Annotated in this window: 14 protein-coding genes; 8 read left to right on the top strand and 6 right to left on the bottom strand. The window is 68.9% G+C overall.

What is annotated here, in order from left to right; translation table 11 throughout:
• Positions 1 to 117: 117 nt before the first annotated feature.
• A complete protein-coding gene (locus GBZ48_RS30705) occupies positions 118 to 2,001 on the top strand; it encodes an FHA domain-containing protein (protein ID WP_174474484.1) in 1,884 nt (627 codons plus the stop codon).
• Between the two features lie 21 nt (positions 2,002 to 2,022).
• Here the strand turns inward: GBZ48_RS30705 and GBZ48_RS30700 are convergent, their stop codons facing one another.
• From GBZ48_RS30700 to GBZ48_RS30690, 3 genes are all read right to left on the bottom strand, one after another.
• Positions 2,023 to 3,273, bottom strand: a complete 1,251-nt coding sequence (locus GBZ48_RS30700) for an MFS transporter (protein WP_174474483.1) — start codon at positions 3,271 to 3,273, stop codon at positions 2,023 to 2,025.
• A 202-nt stretch (positions 3,274 to 3,475) separates the two neighbouring features.
• Entirely contained in the window at positions 3,476 to 4,228 is a 753-nt protein-coding gene (locus GBZ48_RS30695) for a hypothetical protein (protein WP_174474482.1), read from the bottom strand.
• A 110-nt stretch (positions 4,229 to 4,338) separates the two neighbouring features.
• Positions 4,339 to 5,379, bottom strand: a complete 1,041-nt coding sequence (locus tag GBZ48_RS30690) for a sensor histidine kinase (protein WP_174474481.1) — start codon at positions 5,377 to 5,379, stop codon at positions 4,339 to 4,341.
• 317 nt (positions 5,380 to 5,696) lie between these two features.
• Between GBZ48_RS30690 and GBZ48_RS30685 the strand changes: the two genes are divergently transcribed.
• The 7 genes from GBZ48_RS30685 to GBZ48_RS30655 all read left to right on the top strand — a co-directional run bounded on the left by GBZ48_RS30685 (position 5,697) and on the right by GBZ48_RS30655 (position 14,347).
• Positions 5,697 to 6,731 (top strand): amino acid ABC transporter substrate-binding protein, encoded by a 1,035-nt coding sequence (locus GBZ48_RS30685; protein WP_098735882.1) that lies wholly within the window; start codon positions 5,697 to 5,699, stop codon positions 6,729 to 6,731.
• 67 nt (positions 6,732 to 6,798) lie between these two features.
• A complete protein-coding gene (locus tag GBZ48_RS30680; RefSeq protein ID WP_109446009.1) occupies positions 6,799 to 7,956 on the top strand; it encodes an amino acid ABC transporter permease in 1,158 nt (385 codons plus the stop codon).
• On the top strand, positions 7,953 to 9,128 hold the full coding sequence (locus GBZ48_RS30675; protein ID WP_209798200.1) for an amino acid ABC transporter permease: 1,176 nt from the start codon (positions 7,953 to 7,955) through the stop codon (positions 9,126 to 9,128). The genes GBZ48_RS30680 and GBZ48_RS30675 overlap by 4 nt, the downstream gene beginning before the upstream one ends.
• Positions 9,129 to 9,148: 20 nt before the next feature.
• Positions 9,149 to 9,892 (top strand): amino acid ABC transporter ATP-binding protein, encoded by a 744-nt coding sequence (locus GBZ48_RS30670; RefSeq protein WP_109446005.1) that lies wholly within the window; start codon positions 9,149 to 9,151, stop codon positions 9,890 to 9,892.
• Between the two features lie 32 nt (positions 9,893 to 9,924).
• Positions 9,925 to 10,632, top strand: coding sequence for a response regulator (locus GBZ48_RS30665; RefSeq protein WP_174474480.1), 708 nt, complete (start codon positions 9,925 to 9,927; stop codon positions 10,630 to 10,632).
• Between the two features lie 420 nt (positions 10,633 to 11,052).
• Positions 11,053 to 13,266 carry a methyl-accepting chemotaxis protein gene (locus GBZ48_RS30660; RefSeq protein ID WP_174474479.1) on the top strand — a complete coding sequence of 738 codons (2,214 nt, stop codon included), beginning with the start codon at positions 11,053 to 11,055 and terminating at the stop codon, positions 13,264 to 13,266.
• Between the two features lie 43 nt (positions 13,267 to 13,309).
• Positions 13,310 to 14,347: an amino acid ABC transporter substrate-binding protein gene (locus tag GBZ48_RS30655; protein WP_174474478.1), complete on the top strand. Its 1,038-nt coding sequence runs from the start codon at positions 13,310 to 13,312 to the stop codon at positions 14,345 to 14,347.
• Between the two features lie 175 nt (positions 14,348 to 14,522).
• Here the strand turns inward: GBZ48_RS30655 and GBZ48_RS30650 are convergent, their stop codons facing one another.
• From GBZ48_RS30650 to GBZ48_RS30640, 3 genes are read right to left on the bottom strand one after another with little or no spacing between them, the layout of a single operon-like run.
• Entirely contained in the window at positions 14,523 to 15,236 is a 714-nt protein-coding gene (locus tag GBZ48_RS30650; protein WP_174474477.1) for an ABC transporter ATP-binding protein, read from the bottom strand.
• Positions 15,226 to 15,981 carry an ABC transporter ATP-binding protein gene (locus GBZ48_RS30645; RefSeq protein WP_174474476.1) on the bottom strand — a complete coding sequence of 252 codons (756 nt, stop codon included), beginning with the start codon at positions 15,979 to 15,981 and terminating at the stop codon, positions 15,226 to 15,228. The genes GBZ48_RS30650 and GBZ48_RS30645 overlap by 11 nt, the downstream gene beginning before the upstream one ends.
• On the bottom strand, positions 15,978 to 17,012 hold the full coding sequence (locus GBZ48_RS30640) for a branched-chain amino acid ABC transporter permease (RefSeq protein WP_174474475.1): 1,035 nt from the start codon (positions 17,010 to 17,012) through the stop codon (positions 15,978 to 15,980). The genes GBZ48_RS30645 and GBZ48_RS30640 overlap by 4 nt, the downstream gene beginning before the upstream one ends.
• Between the last annotated feature and the right edge of the window lie 290 nt (positions 17,013 to 17,302).

Raw genomic sequence — 17,302 nt, 5'->3', positions numbered from 1 at the left:
ATAAAGTATTTTGGGAAAAAATCGCCGGGAATCGCGAACGGGGACGTAGCCGGGCGGCAGTCGGAAAAGAGCGGTCCGACACGGGCAGGCCGGGACGGCAGGCCAAAGGGGGACGGTATGGCGATGTCCAAGCGGCGCGAAGCGCGCTTCGAGGTGGTGGTCGAACAGGGCGGCAAGCCCAACATCGACGGCGTCTTCGAAGACGAGAAGTCGGCGACGGAACGCGCCAATTTCCTGCTGCGCCTTGCGAAGTTCCCGGTGGTGCGCGTGGTGAAGGTCACCGGCACCGGGCGGGAAGAAACCATCTTCCAGAAAAGTTCCTCCGGCGGCACCAAGCTGACGACCATCTCGCCCATCGAGACGGCCAACCTTTGCACCGACGTGTTGCAGGTTTTCTCCTTCGACAGCCGGATGACCCTGCTGCGGCTGCTGCGCGGTTACTGGGACGACCAGGGCGTCATTCCGTCGGAGCAGCTTCACCGCTACTATCCGTTGCGCTACTTCGAACGTGAGGCTCTGCTGTTCAACCCGGCGGTCAGCCGGCTCGCCACCATCCAGGCGCCGATGCTGGGGGTAAAGCCGCATGAGCGCTACGACCAGATCACCCGCCTGTTCACGGCGCTAAAGGAGTTCGCGCAGAAATCCGACACGCTCGCCCCCTTCGACCAGGCGCTGATGCGCGGTGGGATTTCCGGCCTGCTGCTGGCCGCCGTCGACCGTCCGGTGGAGGAGCGCGACCGCATCGTCACCCACGCCTTCGGCACCCTGCTGGAGCCGCACCGGGAGTGGGGGGCCAAGCTGACCGCCGTCCTGCGCCTCCACCAGGAGGGCGATGGCGAGAACACCCGGCTGGTGGACGAGTTCTCAGCGGAGATCGTCGACGGGCGGGAGCCGATCCGCGCCCTGATCGGCTATGCGCCCGATCTCGCCTCCGCCCTGCTGGCGCTGCTGGCGGCGCTGCGCGGCGATCTGGACGACCGGCTGCCCCACACCGAACCGCTGCTGGCGCTGTCGAACGCGCTGGCGTCCGACGGAACCGGCTTCGGCTTCGCCCGCACGCGCGAGGCGCTGCTGCACCGCATCCGCGGCGGGCTGGACGGTCTGACGCCGCTGACCCGCAGCGGGGCGGCCAGCGACGCCCGCGCCTTCTCATCCATCGTCGACGGCATGATCGCCTTCGACGGCTATATGGGCGGTCCGGCCATGGCCGAGTCGCTGACCCGCCGCGGCAAGACCGTGTGGGCCACCGGCGGCACCGACCTGCCCTTCGAGGAAACGATGACGCGGCTGGCCGGCCGCTTCAACACGGCGGCGGGGCGGCTCGGCTATCTGCTCGACCTCGGCGCCAGCCCTTATGGCCACAAGAAGATCAGCACCGTCATCCAGCGCGTCGCCGACGAATTCAACCGGGTGAAGTCCGCGGCGGAGCTGGCCGCTCCTGGCGCCTCGCTCCAGGAGGTGCGCGAAGGGCTGGGCCGCCGCCTGCGCGCCGCCGGCATCCCGCGGGCGCTGGCCGACGGGCTGATCGCCAAGATCGCCGCCATCCCCGACGACCAGCGCGTGTCGATGACCGGCATCGGCGTGGTGACGGGCATGCGGACCGGAGCCGTGCCGCATGCCCGGCCGACGGACATGACGGTCGACATGCAGGCCCCGCCGGCGCCGGCGCTGCGCCTGACGCTCAGCTACCAGGGCCGGACGGTGGCGGTGCCCGATGCGGGGGCCGATCTGGTGATCGGGCGCGGGGCGGACTGCGGCATCATGCTGGACCACGCCTCCGCCTCGCGCCGCCATGCCCTGGTCCGGCTGCGCGACGGCATCTTCACGCTGGAGGATCTCAGCCGCAACGGCACCCGTCTGGTGCCGCAGGCCGGCGAGCAGCGCCTGCTGAAGATGGGCGACGTGGCGCCGCTGTCCGGCCGGGGGGAGATCGTCATCGGCTCCCTCGACCTCGGCGAGCATCCGGCGCGCATCGCCTGGAGCGTGGCCGGGGGGCGCTGACTTTCCGGCGATGCCGGGAATTCAGTCCCCGGCGCAGGCCTCGGCCAGCCGGGACGCGGCCGCCCGGCTGGCAGTCGCCCGGTCGTCCAGCAGCGCCACCGCCCACACCGCAAGACCGCACAGCGCCAGCGCCGCACCGACCCAGCCGGTGGAGGTCCAGCCCCAGCCGGCGGCAATCGCCATACCGCCCAGCCAGGGGCCGAGCGCATTGGCGGCGTTGAAGGCGCTGTGGTTCAGCGCGGCGGCCAGCGTCTGCGCATCCTCCGCCACATCCATCAGCCGGGCCTGCAGGGGCGTGCCGAGACCGCCGCCGCAGCCGATCATGAAGACGACGATGGAGACCAGCCAGACATTGCCGGCGGCGAAGGGATAGAGCGCCAGCGACCCGGCGCTCCACAGCAGGACGATGGCGACGGTCGGCATCAGGGCGCGGTCGGCGGCCCAGGCGCTGACCAGCGTGCCGACGGTCATGCCGGACCCGAACACCGCCAGCACGACCGGCACCATCGCCGGCGACACCTGCGTCACCTCCATCAGGGTGGAGGCGACATAGGTGTAGACCGCGAACATGCCGCCGAAGCCGATGGCGCCGATGCCCAGCGTCAGCCAGACCTGCCGGCGCTTCAGGGCGCCCAGTTCGCGCAGCGGGCTGGCATTGGGGTGCGGCCGGTCGTTGGGGGCGAAGATCCAGACCAGCGCCACGGTCAGCAGGGCCAGCAGCCCGACCACGCCGAATCCCCAGCGCCAGCCCAGCACCTGCCCGATCCAGTTCGCCATCGGCACGCCGATGACGGTTGCCACCGTCAGCCCCAGCATGGTCCGCGCCACCGCCTGCGCCCGGCGCTGCGGCGGCACCAGCGAGGCGGCGACCAGGGCGGCGACGCCGAAATAGGCGCCGTGCGGCAGCCCGCTCATGAAACGGAAGGCCAGCATCCAGCCATAGGAGGGGGAAAAGGCGCTGGCCACGTTGGCGGCGGCGAAGACCGCCATCAGCCCGATCAGCAGGGTCCGCCGCGCCACCCGCGCCGCCAGCACCGCGATCACCGGCGCGCCCACCACAACGCCCAGCGCATAGGCGCTGATGACATGGCCGGCGGTCGGCTCGTCGATGCCCAACCCGCTGGCGAAGTAGGGCAGCAGGCTCATCGTCGCGAATTCGGTCGTCCCGATGGCGAATCCACCCATGGCGAGCGCCAGCAGCACCAGGCCGGGATGGGCCGAGGCCAGCTGTGCCTCGGCACGCAGGTCGCCGTGATGGCCGGCAGACGCCATTGTCGTTTCTCCGCTGTCGCGCTGGGTCAAGGAAGACGAAGCCCGGCGGCAGGGGAATCGAAAGCAACCGGGGCAGGGTCAGGATATTTGCCTACCCCCCGCTGAGGCAATCCGCCGCAGGCCGTTAATTCCGCAGGTGCGAAATGACCGGTGGGCATGGCTTATGCCCCCTCCCCAGGGGAGAAAGGGCTTTCACGCACCTTTACAGCAGGTCCTTGAACAGCGGCATCTCCGCCGCCTTGTCCCGCTTGCGCGCCTTCTTCGGCTTGTCCTTCGCCGTTTCTGGCTGCTCCAGCGGCAACTCCGGCGCTGCCATTGGCATCGGCGGTTCGGCAGCGGGCGGTTCGGCAGCCGGCGGCTTGGCTGTGGACGGCTTGGCGGCGCGCGGTTTGGCGGCAGGCGGTTCGGTGGCGGGTTCCACGGGAACCGGCGGCGCGGGCTCCGGTGCGACGACGACCGCCGGCTCCGCCGACGGTACGGGCGGCGGCACGGCCGGCTCGACTTGCGGTTCCACCGGGGTCACCACCTCGGGCGGCAAACCGGGGGCCATCTCGGGTGCCGCCTCGGCCTCGGGCTTCGCCTTCTTCTTCCGGGACGGCCGGCGCGGCGGGATGCCGACGCCTTCCTTGGCGCGCTGCTTGGCCTGGTCGCGGGCCTGCGCCTCCGGGGCAGCGGGGTCCTCGGTCAGCCATTTGCGGCGCTTGATGACCTCGTTCACCCGGCCCTGGTTCACCCCCAGCTGGAAGGCGATCTCCTGCTGGGTCATGTTGGTGGTCTCGTGCAGGTGCAGGATCTCGGTCGCCAGCTCCGGAGTCATCTTGCGCCCGGTCAGGCGGCGCGCCGGCCGGACGGAACGCTGGGAGCGGTCGCGCGCCCGCAGGGACTCCAGGATCTCCAGCGCGGCCGTGTTGCCCGACGCCTTCAATGCGTCCTCGAATTCCTTCAGCGTCGCCATAATCCCTCTCCTGCTTTCCCCTGCCGGTCCCCGCAGCAACCGGCAAGATCACAGATAGTTCTTCCGATGGCGACGGAAAAGCCGCGATCGGAGTCGGTGCAGATGCCGCATCAGGCGGGAAAATGCAATTCGATCCGCGTACCGGTGCCGCCGCCGGGGCCATTTGCGGGGCCATGGCTCAGCCGGCCGGACAGCTGGGCGGCCAGGCTCTGGATGATCTTCCAGCCCAGGCTGGACAGTTGCTGCACGTCGAAGCCGTCCGGCAGACCGACCCCATCGTCCATCACCAGCAGACGCAGCTGGCCGGGCTGGTCCGGCAGCTTGGTCAGCTCGATGGTGACGGTGCCGCCACCGTCGCGCCCGGCGAAAGCGTGCTTCAGGCTGTTGGTCAGCGCCTCGACGATCAGCATGGCCAGCGCCAGCAGCCGTTCGGGCGACCGCGGTGCCGCCTGCACGGTCACGCGGCAGGTGACGCCGGACATGCCGGCCGCCGCCAGCATGTCCCGGCACAGCCCGTCGATGTGGCTGCCGAAATCGTCGCCGGAACGCGGATCGTGCAGGCGCCGGTGCACCCGCGCCATGGTGTCGAGCCGCCGCCCCGCCTCCTCCAGCGCCGCCACCGCAGCCTCCGGCGACCGGTCGATCGACCGCCGTTGCAAATCCAGTAGGGCGGAAACGAACTGCATGTTGTTGGCGACGCGGTGCTGCAACTCGTGGAACATGGTGGTCTGCGCTTCCAGCAGGGAGGCGGTGCGGCCGCGCTCCTCCTGCAGCCGGGCCAGCGTCACCTGCATGCCGTGGATCAGCGCGATGTCCACCGCGACCACCACCGCATAGAAGGCCAGCGCCACCCCGACCGACGCATCGAGACCGAAGGAATGGTAGGGCGGAATGAAGAAATACCACGCCGCCAGTCCGGACAGCACCGCGGTCACCACCGCCGGCCCCCGACCGGCCATGAAGGTGGTCACGATCACCGCCGGAAAGAAGGTGAGATAGGGAAAGCCGGTGGGCAGGGTGCCGTCGGCAGCCTGTCGCACCAGCAGTGCGGCGGCGAAGATCAGCAGCGCTGCGCCGTAGCGCGGCACCGGACCGTGCCGCAGCAGCGAAAAACGCGCAACCCACTGCCAGACCGGCCGATCGGACCCCATTCCTCCCATGACTCCCAGAGCGACACCCGGAACTCCCGGCGCACACATATGACCGGCACCCATCGCTTGTAAGGGCATGGGGAAGCCCGTGCACGTTAAATATCGGCCGGCAGCCGTGACCATCGGCGGGCGAAGCCCGGCCATCGGCTTCGCCGTGCACGCGGCCCATCTGTCCAAAGCTGTTCACATCTTCGCCACATCCGTTCATGACGGGCGGGCACTTTGTTCAATCCACGGAGCGATTGTGGCGGCATGCGGCGGCCGGAGCCCTCTGCCCCGGCGTCCATTGAACCACAAGGCTGAAGGAGCCCCGCCCCGTGAAGTCCCATCTGAGCGCACTCGCCATCGCGGCCACCCTGTCCGTCTCCGCCATTGCCCTCTCTGGTACCGCCCAGGCCGGCGCCACCTTCGACGGCGTGAAGCAGAAGGGCTACGTCCAGTGCGGCGTCAACCTGGGCCTGTACGGCTTCTCCTCGCCCGACGACAAGGGCAAGTGGTCGGGCCTCGACGTCGACATGTGCCGCGCCGTCGCCGCCGCCATGTTCGGCGATGCCGAAAAGGTGAAGTACACCCCGCTGTCGGCGCAGCAGCGCCTGCCGGCGCTCCAGTCCGGCGAGATCGACCTGCTGGCCCGCAACACCACCCGCACCCTGACCCGCGACACCGCCAACGGCCTGAACTTCGCCCCGACCAACTATTTCGACGGCCAGGGCTTCATGGTGTCGGCCAAGCTCGGGCTGAAGAGCGCCAAGCAGCTGAACGGCGCCACCGTCTGCGTCCTGCCCGGCACCACGACCGAGCAGAACGTGTCGGACTACTTCCGCGCCAACAAGATGACCTTCAAGCCGGTCGTCATCGAGAAGAACGAGGAGCTGAACAAGGCCTTCTTCGCCGGCCGCTGCGACGCCCTGACCTCCGACGCCTCCCAGCTGGCCGCCATCCGCGCCGCCGAGGTGCAGAACCCCAACGACTACGTCATCCTGCCCGAGCTGATCTCCAAGGAGCCGCTGTCCCCGGCCGTGCGCCAGGGCGACGAGGAGTGGATGAACCTGGTCACCTGGGCCTTCTACGCCATGGTCCAGGCCGAGGAGAAGGGCCTGACCTCGGAGACCGTCGACGCCGCCATGACCTCGCCCGATCCGGACGTGAAGCGGCTGCTGGGCGTCACCGCCGGCAACGGCAAGGCGCTGGGCGTCGAGGAGAACTGGGCCTACGCCATCATCAAGCAGGTCGGCAACTACGCCCAGAGCTATGAGCGCAACGTCGGCTCGGGCTCCAAGCTGAAGATGCCGCGCGGCCAGAACGCCCTCTACACCGAAGGCGGCCTGATGTACGCCCCGCCGATGAAGTAAGGGCGCCCTCCCTCTCTTCCCCTTCCGGGGGAAGAGAGGGCCTTTCACCCCCGCACGGAGCAACACCATGACAAACCCGGTCCAGGCGCTGAATTCCGCGCGCGTGCGGGGGTGGCTGTATCAGGCTCTGTTCCTGGCCTGCGCCCTCGCCGTCGCCTGGTATCTCGTTTCCAACACGCTGACCAACCTCGCCACCCGCGGCGTCGCCACCGGTTTCGGCTTCCTGCACCGCGAGGCCGGATTCGAGATCGGCGAGAGCCTGCTGCCCTATTCCGCCTCCGACACCTATCTGACGGCCCTGGTGGTCGGCCTCCTGAACACGCTGGCGGTGTCGGCCGCCGGCGTCGTGCTGGCGACCGTGCTGGGCGTGCTGATCGGCATCGGGCGGTTGTCGTCCAACTGGATGGTGAACCGCTTCGCCACCCTGTATGTCGAGACGGTCCGCAACGTGCCGCTGCTGCTGCAGCTGGTGGTCTGGTACACGATCCTGAACCGGCTCCCCAGCCCGCGCGAGGCGCTGGAGGTGCTGCCGGGCATCTTCCTCAGCAACCGCGGCATGAAGTTCCCGGTCCTGGTGGAACATGCCGGCCATGGCTGGATCCTGCTGGCGCTGGTCGCCGGCATCGCCGCCGCCATCGCCGTCGTCCGCTACGGCCGCCGCCGGCGCGAGACCACCGGCAAGCCTTTCCCGACCCTGCCGGCCGTCATCGCCGCCCTGCTGCTGCCGCCGGCCCTGGCCTTCATCGTCACCGGCGCCCCGCTGGCGTTCGACGTGCCGGCACTGGCCGGCTTCAACTTCGAGGGCGGCGGATCGGTCACCCCGGAATTCACGGCACTGCTGATCGGCCTGTCGGTCTACACCGCCGGCTTCATCGCCGAGATCGTGCGCTCCGGCATCCTCGCCGTGCCGCACGGCCAGACCGAGGCCGGGCTGGCGCTGGGCCTGTCGCCGGGCAAGATCCTGCGCCTCGTCATCCTGCCGCAGGCGCTGCGCGTCATCGTTCCGCCGCTGACCAGCCAGTATCTGAACCTGACCAAGAACAGCTCGCTGGCCGTCGCCATCGGCTATCCGGATCTGGTCAGCGTCTCCAACACCTCGGCCAACCAGACCGGTCAGGTGGTGGAGGCGGTGGCGATGATGATGCTCGTCTATCTCATCATCAGCCTTGCGATCTCCGGCTTCATGAACTGGTACAACCGCCGCGTGGCTCTGGTGACCCGATGAGCAAGCACTCCTCCGCCGATCAGGCCCCCATCCCCACCGCTCCCGTTCCACCCGCCCATTGGGCCGCGTCTTACGAGGAGGAGCCGACCCAGGCCTCCGCCCCGCCGCAGCCCAACGGCATGACGGCGCTGAAGCCCTTCGGCTGGGCCAAGGACAATCTGTTCAACACGCCGCTGAACACGGCGCTGACCGTCGCCTGCCTGTTCCTGCTGTGGCTGGTGGTGCCGCCGATGGCCAACTGGCTGCTGCTGAACGCCAGCTGGTCCGGCTCGTCGGAGGCCTGCCGCGAGGCGGCCGGCGCCTGCTGGTCGGTGATCGTGGTCAAGCACCGGCTGATCTTCTTCGGCACCTATCCCTACGACGAGCAGTGGCGCCCCTTCCTGGCCTGCGCCCTGTTCGTGGCGATGCTGGGGGCCAGCGGCGTGCGCGCCTTCTGGCGGCCCTGGCTGGCCGTCGCCTGGACGCTGACCCTAGTCGGCATGGGCGTGCTGATGTGGGGTGGCGTCGCCGGCCTCACCTATGTGCCGAACGACCGCTGGGGCGGGCTGCCGATCACGCTGATGCTGTCGGTCTTCTCCATCGCTCTCGCCTTCCCGCTGTCGATCCTGCTGGCGCTGGGCCGCCAGTCCTCGCTGCCCGCCATCCGCACCTTCTGCGTCGGCTTCATCGAGGCGATGCGCGGCGTGCCGCTGGTCAGCGTGCTGTTCATGGCTTCGGTGATGTTCCCGCTGTTCCTGCCGGAAGGCGTCACGGTCGACAAGCTGCTGCGCGCACTCGCCGGCATGACGCTCTTCACCGCCGCCTATCTGGCCGAGGCCGTGCGCGGCGGATTGCAGGCGATCCCCAAGGGCCAGTACGAGGCCGCCGACGCGCTTGGCCTCAGCTACTGGCAGAAGACGATGCTGATCGTCCTGCCGCAGGCCCTGCGCATCGTCATCCCGCCCATCGTCAACCAGTTCATCAGCGCCTTCAAGGACACCTCGCTGGTCACCATCGTCGGCCTGTACGACCTGCTGACCGCCGCCACCGTGGCGACGACCGACCCCGAATGGCGCCCCTACTTCGCCGAGGTCTATGTCTTCGCCGGGCTGATGTTCTGGATCTTCTGCTTCAGCATGTCGCGCTACAGCCAGTGGCTGGAGCGTCTGGCCAACCGCTACACCCGCCGCTGACCGGCTCTGGAGAACGAAAAATGACCGCCAACGCCATCATCGAACTCCGCAAGGTCGGCAAGTGGTACAACAGCTACCACGCGCTGCGCGACGTCAGCATCACCATCGGCAAGGGCGAGAAGGTCGTCGTCTGCGGCCCGTCCGGCTCGGGCAAGTCGACGATGATCCGCTGCATCAACCGGCTTGAGGCGCACCAGACCGGCCACATCATCGTCGACGGCATCGAGCTGACCGACGACGTCAAGGCGGTGGAGAAGATCCGCCGCAAGGTCGGCATGGTGTTCCAGAACTTCAACCTGTTCCCGCACCTGACGGTGCTCCAGAACCTGACGCTGGCCCCGATCTGGGTCCGCGGCATGGCGAAGTCCGAGATCGAGGAAATCGCCATGATGTACCTGAAGCGGGTTCGCATCCCCGACCAGGCGCACAAGTTCCCCGGCCAGCTGTCCGGCGGCCAGCAGCAGCGCGTTGCCATCGCCCGCGCGCTGTGCATGCGGCCTGAGATCATGCTGTTCGACGAGCCGACCTCCGCCCTCGACCCCGAAATGGTCAAGGAGGTGCTGGACGTCATGACCGAGCTGGCCGGCGAAGGCATGACCATGGTCTGCGTCACCCACGAAATGGGCTTCGCCCGGCAGGTCGCCGACTCTATTGTCTTCATGGCCGAAGGCTCGATCATCGAGAGCGGGTCGCCGGCCGAATTCTTCGAAAACCCGAAAAGCGAGCGCACCCGCCAGTTCCTGGGCCAGATCCTGGAACATTGAGGCGGAGCGGCTGAGAGGCGGACAAGAGGGTCATGGCGGCGACCATTGCCATCACCGACGACGACGCGGTGACGCGCGAGACGCTGAAGTCCTACCTGACGGATGAGGGCTTCGACGTCCTGCTGGCCCGAAGTGCGGAAGAGCTGAAGGATCTGCTGGCGGCGGCGTCGGTGGACGTGGTGCTGCTCGACATCCGGCTGCCGCGCCAGGATGGGCTGACCCTGACCCGCGAGCTGCGCGCGGTGTCGGAGATCGGCATCATCCTGGTCAGCAGCCGGGCGGAGAAGCTGGACCGCATCATCGGGCTGGAGATGGGGGCCGACGACTACATCGCGAAGCCCTTCGAACCGCGCGAGATCCTGGCCCGGGTGCGGAACCTGCTGCGCCGGCTGAAGGCACCGGGCGACCAGCGCGACGACCGCAAGCGCTGCTTTTCCGGCTGGACGCTGTGGCTCGACCGCATGCGCCTGACCGACCCGCAGGGCAACCCGGTGCGGCTGACCGGCGCGGAGTTCGAACTGCTGTCGACCTTCGTCTGCAACCCCGGCCGGGTGATGAACCGCGACTATCTGCTGACGGCGACGACGCGGCGCAAGACGGACGCCACCGACCGCACCATCGACAGCCTCGTCCGCCGCCTGCGCCGCCTGATCGAGACCGATCCCGCCGACCCGAGGCTGATCGTCACCGTCCACGGCACAGGCTACCTGTTCGCCGGCGACGTCACGCAGGACGGATGAACACTCCCTCTCCCGTCCCGGGAGAGGGCAGTCCACCAAACCCCGAGCAAACTCCCCCGTCGCTTCAGTCTCGCGGCGGCCACGCGCTCGGCAAACTGGGCCACGGAAATCGCGAAAATTTTTCGCGCGCTTCCGTGGCCCATTTTTTATGCATCGACGCGGGCAGCCGTCCTCTTCCGAAGTCAATCCACCACATCCGGTTGCTTTTCTTCTTGCCGGATTCCTCCCTGGGAAAGTCATAGACCGCACATCCGCCCAAAAGACCGTCTGCTTCCTTACGCCGTTCATCCCCGCTTGCCTCAAATGCAAACGAAAAGACACGAACTGTTCACAAATGAACGCTAAACCGTTCAAAGGGCCCTGCGACGATATGCGTGTAGCAATCCGTTGAAACCGTTCACTGGCGGCGGGGGTTTGGGCATGACGGCGATCTCGACGAATGCGGGCAGCACCCTGGACGATGGCGGTGCGCGCCACCGCTTCTGGACCCTGCGCCGCGCCATGGTGTCGGTGGTGGGCGTGCTGGTGGCGGCGCTGATCGCCAGCCAGGCCTGGGTGTCGCAGCGTTATACCGACTTCGCGCTGACCACCTTCAACAGCAGCGCGGCGGCCACCCTGCGGGTGCTTGCCAACGACCGCATCCGCAAGAACTACACGGACTGGCTCCAGGGCCACGCCAACGAATGGAGCCGCGACGCCTTCCTGGTCGACAGCATCAACCAGAAGGACCCGGCCAAGACGATGCTGGCGCTGAAGAACATCAACGCGCGGCCCGTGGTGGTCGACCGCGAGGTTCGGCTGGTCTCGGTCGCCGTCTATGACGCCGACATGGCGCGCATCGCCGCCACCGGCGGGGAGCAGGAGAGCGTCGCCACCGTCGCCCCGCTGTTCGAGGCGTTGAAGACCCGCGACATCGCCGACAAGCGCCGCCCGGCCAGCCTGCTGTGGCGCGACGGCCAGGGGCGTCCGCTGTTCAGCATGATCGTCCCCATCGGCGGCTTCCGCGTCCTGGGCTTCCTGGAGGTGGTGACCGATCCCCTGCCCGCCCTGTCCAATCTGGGCGCGGTGCTGGACGCCGACATCCGCATCACCGACGCCAAGGGCGGCGTGCTGTTCGAGGCCAAGGGCGGCGAGCCGTCGGCCCATGCGCAGCTCTCCACCACCACCGTGTCGCTCGGCGGCGACGGCGGTTTGCCCTGGGCGACGGCGGAGATCTCGCGCGACGTGTCGGAATTCGTCGGCGCGACGGAGGCCCTGCGCAACGACGCCCTCAAGATGGTCGCCGCCTTCGCGCTGGCCGTCGCCATCGCCGCCGCCCTGCTCCTGCGCGTCGCCGTCATCGCCAACCTGCGCAAGTTCGCCCGCGCCATGGAGCAGATCGCCGCCGGCGACCTGTCCATCGAGGTTCCCCGCACCGGCCGCGACGAGCTGGCGGTGATGGCCGCCGCGCTCCGCCGCCTGCGCGGCAGCGTCGAGCAGGTGCTGCTGATGAAGCGGATGGTCGACAGCAGCCCGGTGCCCACCGCCCTCCTGCGCACCGACGGTCAGGTCGGGTTCGTCAATCCCGCCGCCCGGAGCTTCTGCGAGGCGCACGGCATCGACCCGGCCGGCCCCGACCTGCTGGCCCAGGGGCCGGACTTCACCGCCGCCTGCACCGACCCCGCCCGCCCGCCGATCCCGCGCCGCACCCTGACGGTGGACGAGACGACGGTGGAGGCCCATGTCGACACCGTGTTCGACGACCAGGGCAACGTGCTGGGCAAGACCCTGTCCTGGACCGATGTGACCGAGCAGATGCGCTCCGCCGCGCTGGCCCGTCAGCTGATGGAGGACGTGCATCAGGTGGCGTCGGGCGTCGCCACCCAGTCGGGCCAGCTGCGCGAGCTGGCCGACGCGCTGCGCCGCGAATCCTCCGGCACCATCGACAGCACGGTCAGCGCCGGCAGCTTCGTCGCCGAGAGCAACCGCAACGCCAACACCTGCAACGACAGCGCCGGGGTGCTGATGGACACCATCGGCACCGTCTCCAGCCTGACGAGCGAGGCGGCCAGCGTGGTCGGCGCCACGCTGGGCGAACTGACCGCCGCCCGCGAGGTGGTCGGCCAGCTGGGCGAGAACACCGAGCAGATCCGCCGCATCGTCGACGTCATCACCAGCATCGCCCACCAGACCAAACTGCTGGCGCTGAACGCCACCATCGAAGCCGCGGCGGCCGGCGTGGCGGGGCGGGGCTTCGCCGTGGTGGCGGCGGAGGTGAAGAAGCTGGCGGAGGAGACCGCCAACGCCACCGTGCAGATCGCCAGTTCGGTCAGCGCCATCAACGGCAGCATCCAGAACACCGTCGGCACCTTCGCCCGCATCTCCGGCTCGGTCGAGCGCATCAGCGAGGTGCAGGGGCTGATCGGCGGCGCGGTGGCCCGCCAGACCGACTCCTCCACCGACATCCGCAACCGCGTCGGCGTGATCGCCGGCAACACCGGCGAGGTGGCGAGCCTGATTGATGGCGTCAGCGCCCAGGCTGCCCGCACCGGCGACATCGCCGCCTCGCTGACCGAAACGGCGAACACGCTGGCCGAGGAAGCGGCTTCGCTGCATAGTCTGCTCGGCACGCTGCGCGCCGGGCAGGCGGCCTGATCCCGCCCGCCGCGGACGGGCGGCGGATGGGACAGGTCTGGAGATGGGTGTCGGGATGCGGTTGGCGTTGCTTCTGCTGCTGGCGCTGGCCTCGCTGGCGCTCGCACCACCGGCCTGGGCCGAGGACGGCGACACGCTGGAGCGCATCCATGGCCGCGGCTTCCTGATCTGCGGCCTGCGCAGCGGCGTCAGCGGCATCTCCTTCTCCGACCCGCAGGGGCATCTCGACGGCTTCCTGGTCGATGTCTGCCGGGTCTTCGCCGCGGCGACGCTCGGCAACGCCCAGGCGATCCGCGTCGTCCGCCTGCCGGAGAAGCCGCAGGAATTCCAGGCGGTGGAGAAGCATGAGGTCGACGTGGCACTGACCACCACGACCTGGACCTTCAGCCGCGAGCTGTCGCACGACATCGAATTCCTGATGCCGCTGCTGCATGACGGCCAGGGCTTCGCCATCCACTCGGACGGCACACCGCCGCCGCCGCTCGACCGGCTGGGCGTCCGCACCGTCTGCGTCAAGACCGCCACCACCACGGTCCGCAATCTGGAGGACCATATCCGCAAGTCGGACCTGCCCTGGACGATCCGCACCTTTCAGACGCTGGACGAGGCGTTGCAGGCCTTCCTCGCCCATGAATGCGACCTGCTGACCACCGACCGCACGGTTCTGGTGACCTCGCTCGCCGGTTACCGTCAGGCGGGGATGGGCATTTACATCTACCCCGACGTGATCTCGCGCGAGCCGCTGACGCCCTACATCGCGCGCGGCGACCGCAACTGGTACGACATCACCCGCTGGGTGCTCCACGCCATCGTGCTGGCCGATGCCAAGGGCGTCACCTCGGCCGACGTCCAGACCGGCCGCATCCCCGACGATCCCGAACTGCACCGCATGCTGGGCCACGCCGGCAGCGTCTCCCGCACCCTCGGCCTGCCCGACGACTGGGCCTTGCAGGTGCTGGCCCAGGTGGGGAACTACGGCGAGATCTTCGACCGCAACCTCGGCACCCCCTACGGCATGGACCGCGGCCAGAACAAGCCCTGGACCCAGGGCGGCCTGCTCTACGCGCCGCCGTTTAGGTAGAGCCGGCAAACATAGCCCTCTCCCGCCCCGGGAGAGGGAGGGACCCGCCAAAGGCGGGAGGGTGAGGGGCAAGGCAAGAATCCAAAGCCGCACGGCCTCTTGGATCACCCCTCACCCTTCCCAAGCTTCGCTTGGGCCACTTCCCTCTCTCGGGGCGGGAGAGGGTGTGTTTTCCCTACGCCGCCAGCGCCACGCCCAGATGCCGCTCCAGCAGCGCCGGATCGGCCTTCGCCTGCGCCGCCGGCCCGGCATGCACCACCCGGCCGCGGTCGAGGAAGACCACGCGCTCGGCGAAGTCCAGCGCGCGGTCGACCTGCTGCTCCACCAGCAGGATGGTCATGTCGAGCCTGGACAGCGCCGCCATCAGCATGTCGCAGATCACCGGCGCCAGCCCCTCCAGCGGCTCGTCCAGCAGCAGCACCGTCGGCTTGCCGAGAAGCGCGCGGGCGACCGACAGCATCTGCTGCTCGCCGCCCGACAGCTCGCCGCCGCCGTTGCGCCGCCGCTCGCCCAGCCGGGGGAACAGCTCGTACGCCTCCTCCAGCGCCGAGCGCGAGCGCCCCTTCAGCCCGGTGACGAGGTTCTCCTCCACCGTCAGCGATTTGAAGATGTCGCGCGTCTGCGGCACATAGCCGAGCCCCGCCGCCGCCCGCGCCGAACTGCTCATCCCGCCGAGCTCCACCCCGTCCAGCCGGATGCTGCCGCCATGGCGGGTGGTCTGGCCGACCAGCGTCGCCAGCGTCGTCGTCTTGCCCACCCCGTTGCGGCCGAGCAAAGCCAGCCGCCCACCGGCCGGCACGGCCAGCGACACGCCGTCGAGGATCAGCGTCTTGCCATAGCCGGCGCGCAGATCCGCAACCTCGAAAGCTCCACGCGGTTCAGTGGGCATGGGCCCGGCTCCCCAGATAGACCTCGCGCACGCGCGGGTCGGCGACGATCTCCCTGGCGGTGCCGCTGCACAGCAGCCGCCCCTGCGCCAGCACGACGATGGTCTTCGCGAAGCGGAACACCAGATCCATGTCGTGCTCGATCATCAGCACCGCCAGATCCTTGGGCAGCCGATCGATGGCGTCGAGGATGCGCTGGCTTTCCGAATGGGGCACACCGGCCGCCGGCTCATCGAGGATCAGCACCTTCGGCTTCATGGCGAGCGCCAGCGCGATCTCCAGAAGCCGCTGCTGCCCGTAGGCCAGCGAGCCGACCGCCGTGTGCGCCGCATGGGTCAGCCCCATGGCATCGAGCAGCCCCGCCACCTCGTCGGCCAGCCCGGCCACCCTGGCGACGTTGGCGAACAGGCGGAAGGTGCGGCGGTCGCGCTGGAGGACGGCCAGTTCCAGATGTTCGCGCACCGTCATCGACTTGAACAGCCGCGCCACCTGGAAGCTGCGGATCAGCCCCAGCCGCACCCGCTCCGCCGCCGGCAGCTTCGTGATGTCGCGGCCGTCCAGCCGGATGGTGCCGGCGCTGGGCGGGATCACCCCGGTGACGAGGTTGACGAAGGTCGTTTTGCCCGCCCCGTTCGGCCCGATCAGGGCGCAGCGGTCGCCGGCGTTCAGCGTCATGGTGATGTCGGACGACACCTGAAGGCCGCCGAAATTCTTGCTCAGCCCCTCGACCTCAAGAAGCTTGGTCATGCCCGGTCCCCTCCCTTTCCAGCCGGCCGGCGCAACAGCCCGCCCAGCCGCTCCACGCCGGACGCGATGCCGCCGGGCAGGAACAGGACGATGCCGATCAGGAACAGGCCGATGAAGGCCATCCAGTGGAAGGGATCGCTGGCGGCCAGGATGTGGTGGATGCCCATGAAGGCCACCGTGCCGATCACAGCACCATAGAGCCGCCCGGTGCCGCCCAGCACCAGCATCACCAGCGCCTCCGCCGACCAGGGGAAGCCGGCGCTGTCCAGCCCGACGATGCCGCTGGTCACCGCGGTCAGGGCGCCGGCCACCCCGGCGAACACCCCGGCCACGCCATAGAGCGCCACCAGATAGGATTTCGGCGACCCGCCGATGGCGGAGATCCGCAAGGGATCCTCCTTCACGCCGCGGCAGGCCAGCCCGAAGGGCGAGCGCACGATCCGCCGCGCCACCAGGAGCCCGGCCACCAGCACCGCCAGCGCGAACAGGTAGGAGGTGCGGCCGAACATGTCGAAGCGGAACAGCCCCAGCACCGGGGCCGGGTCGATGCCCGACAGCCCGTCGCTGCCGCCGGTCCAGTCGCGCGCCTTGTTGGCGACCTCCTGCACGATCTGCCCGACCGCGATGGTCAGCATCAGCAGGGTCAGCCCGCGCGCATGCAGGATCAGGGCGCCGGTCGCCAGCGCGATCAGCCCGCCGGCCAGCCCGCCGACCGCCAGCATGACGAAGGGATCGTTGTTCCAGTTGACCGCGACGATGCCGGCGGCATAGGCGCCGGTGCCGAACATCGCCGCCTGCCCCAGCGTGGCGATCCCGCCATAGCCGAGCACGAGGTCGAGCGACAGCACGAACAGCGCCGAGGCGGCGATGCGGGTCAGCAGCGCCAGATCGTCCGGCAGCAGCCAGAAGGCGGCCAGCCCGACCGCGGCGACCAGCGGAATGCCGATCCAGCCGAGATCGCGGCGGCGCCCGAGCGGAGCAGGCCGGGCCACGGCGCCGGCCTTTCCGTCGCGCTCGGCGACGCTCGTCATGCCGTCCTCCCTTTGAAGAAGCCGTGGGGCCAGCGGAACAGGATCAGGATCAGGGCGGCGTAGAAGAAGAACTCGCCGAAATTCGGGATCAGGTATTTGCCGGCGGTGTCGACGATGCCCAGCGCCAGCGCCGCCGCCGCCGAGCCGAAGATGCTGCCCGCCCCTGTCTCTTAAACACAACTGACGCTGCCGAACAATAGAGAGGGGGGAATATACACAGCAGACGGTATCGACAAAATAACAACATAAGAGAAAACGCAGTACCGTCACGCAAGAAGCAAGATAACGAG

It is taken from the genome of Azospirillum melinis (assembly GCF_013340935.1).
Taxonomy (GTDB): domain Bacteria; phylum Pseudomonadota; class Alphaproteobacteria; order Azospirillales; family Azospirillaceae; genus Azospirillum; species Azospirillum melinis.
The sequence above is the reverse complement of the archived record's forward strand: the minus strand, read 5'-3'. Positions and strand labels throughout refer to the sequence as shown.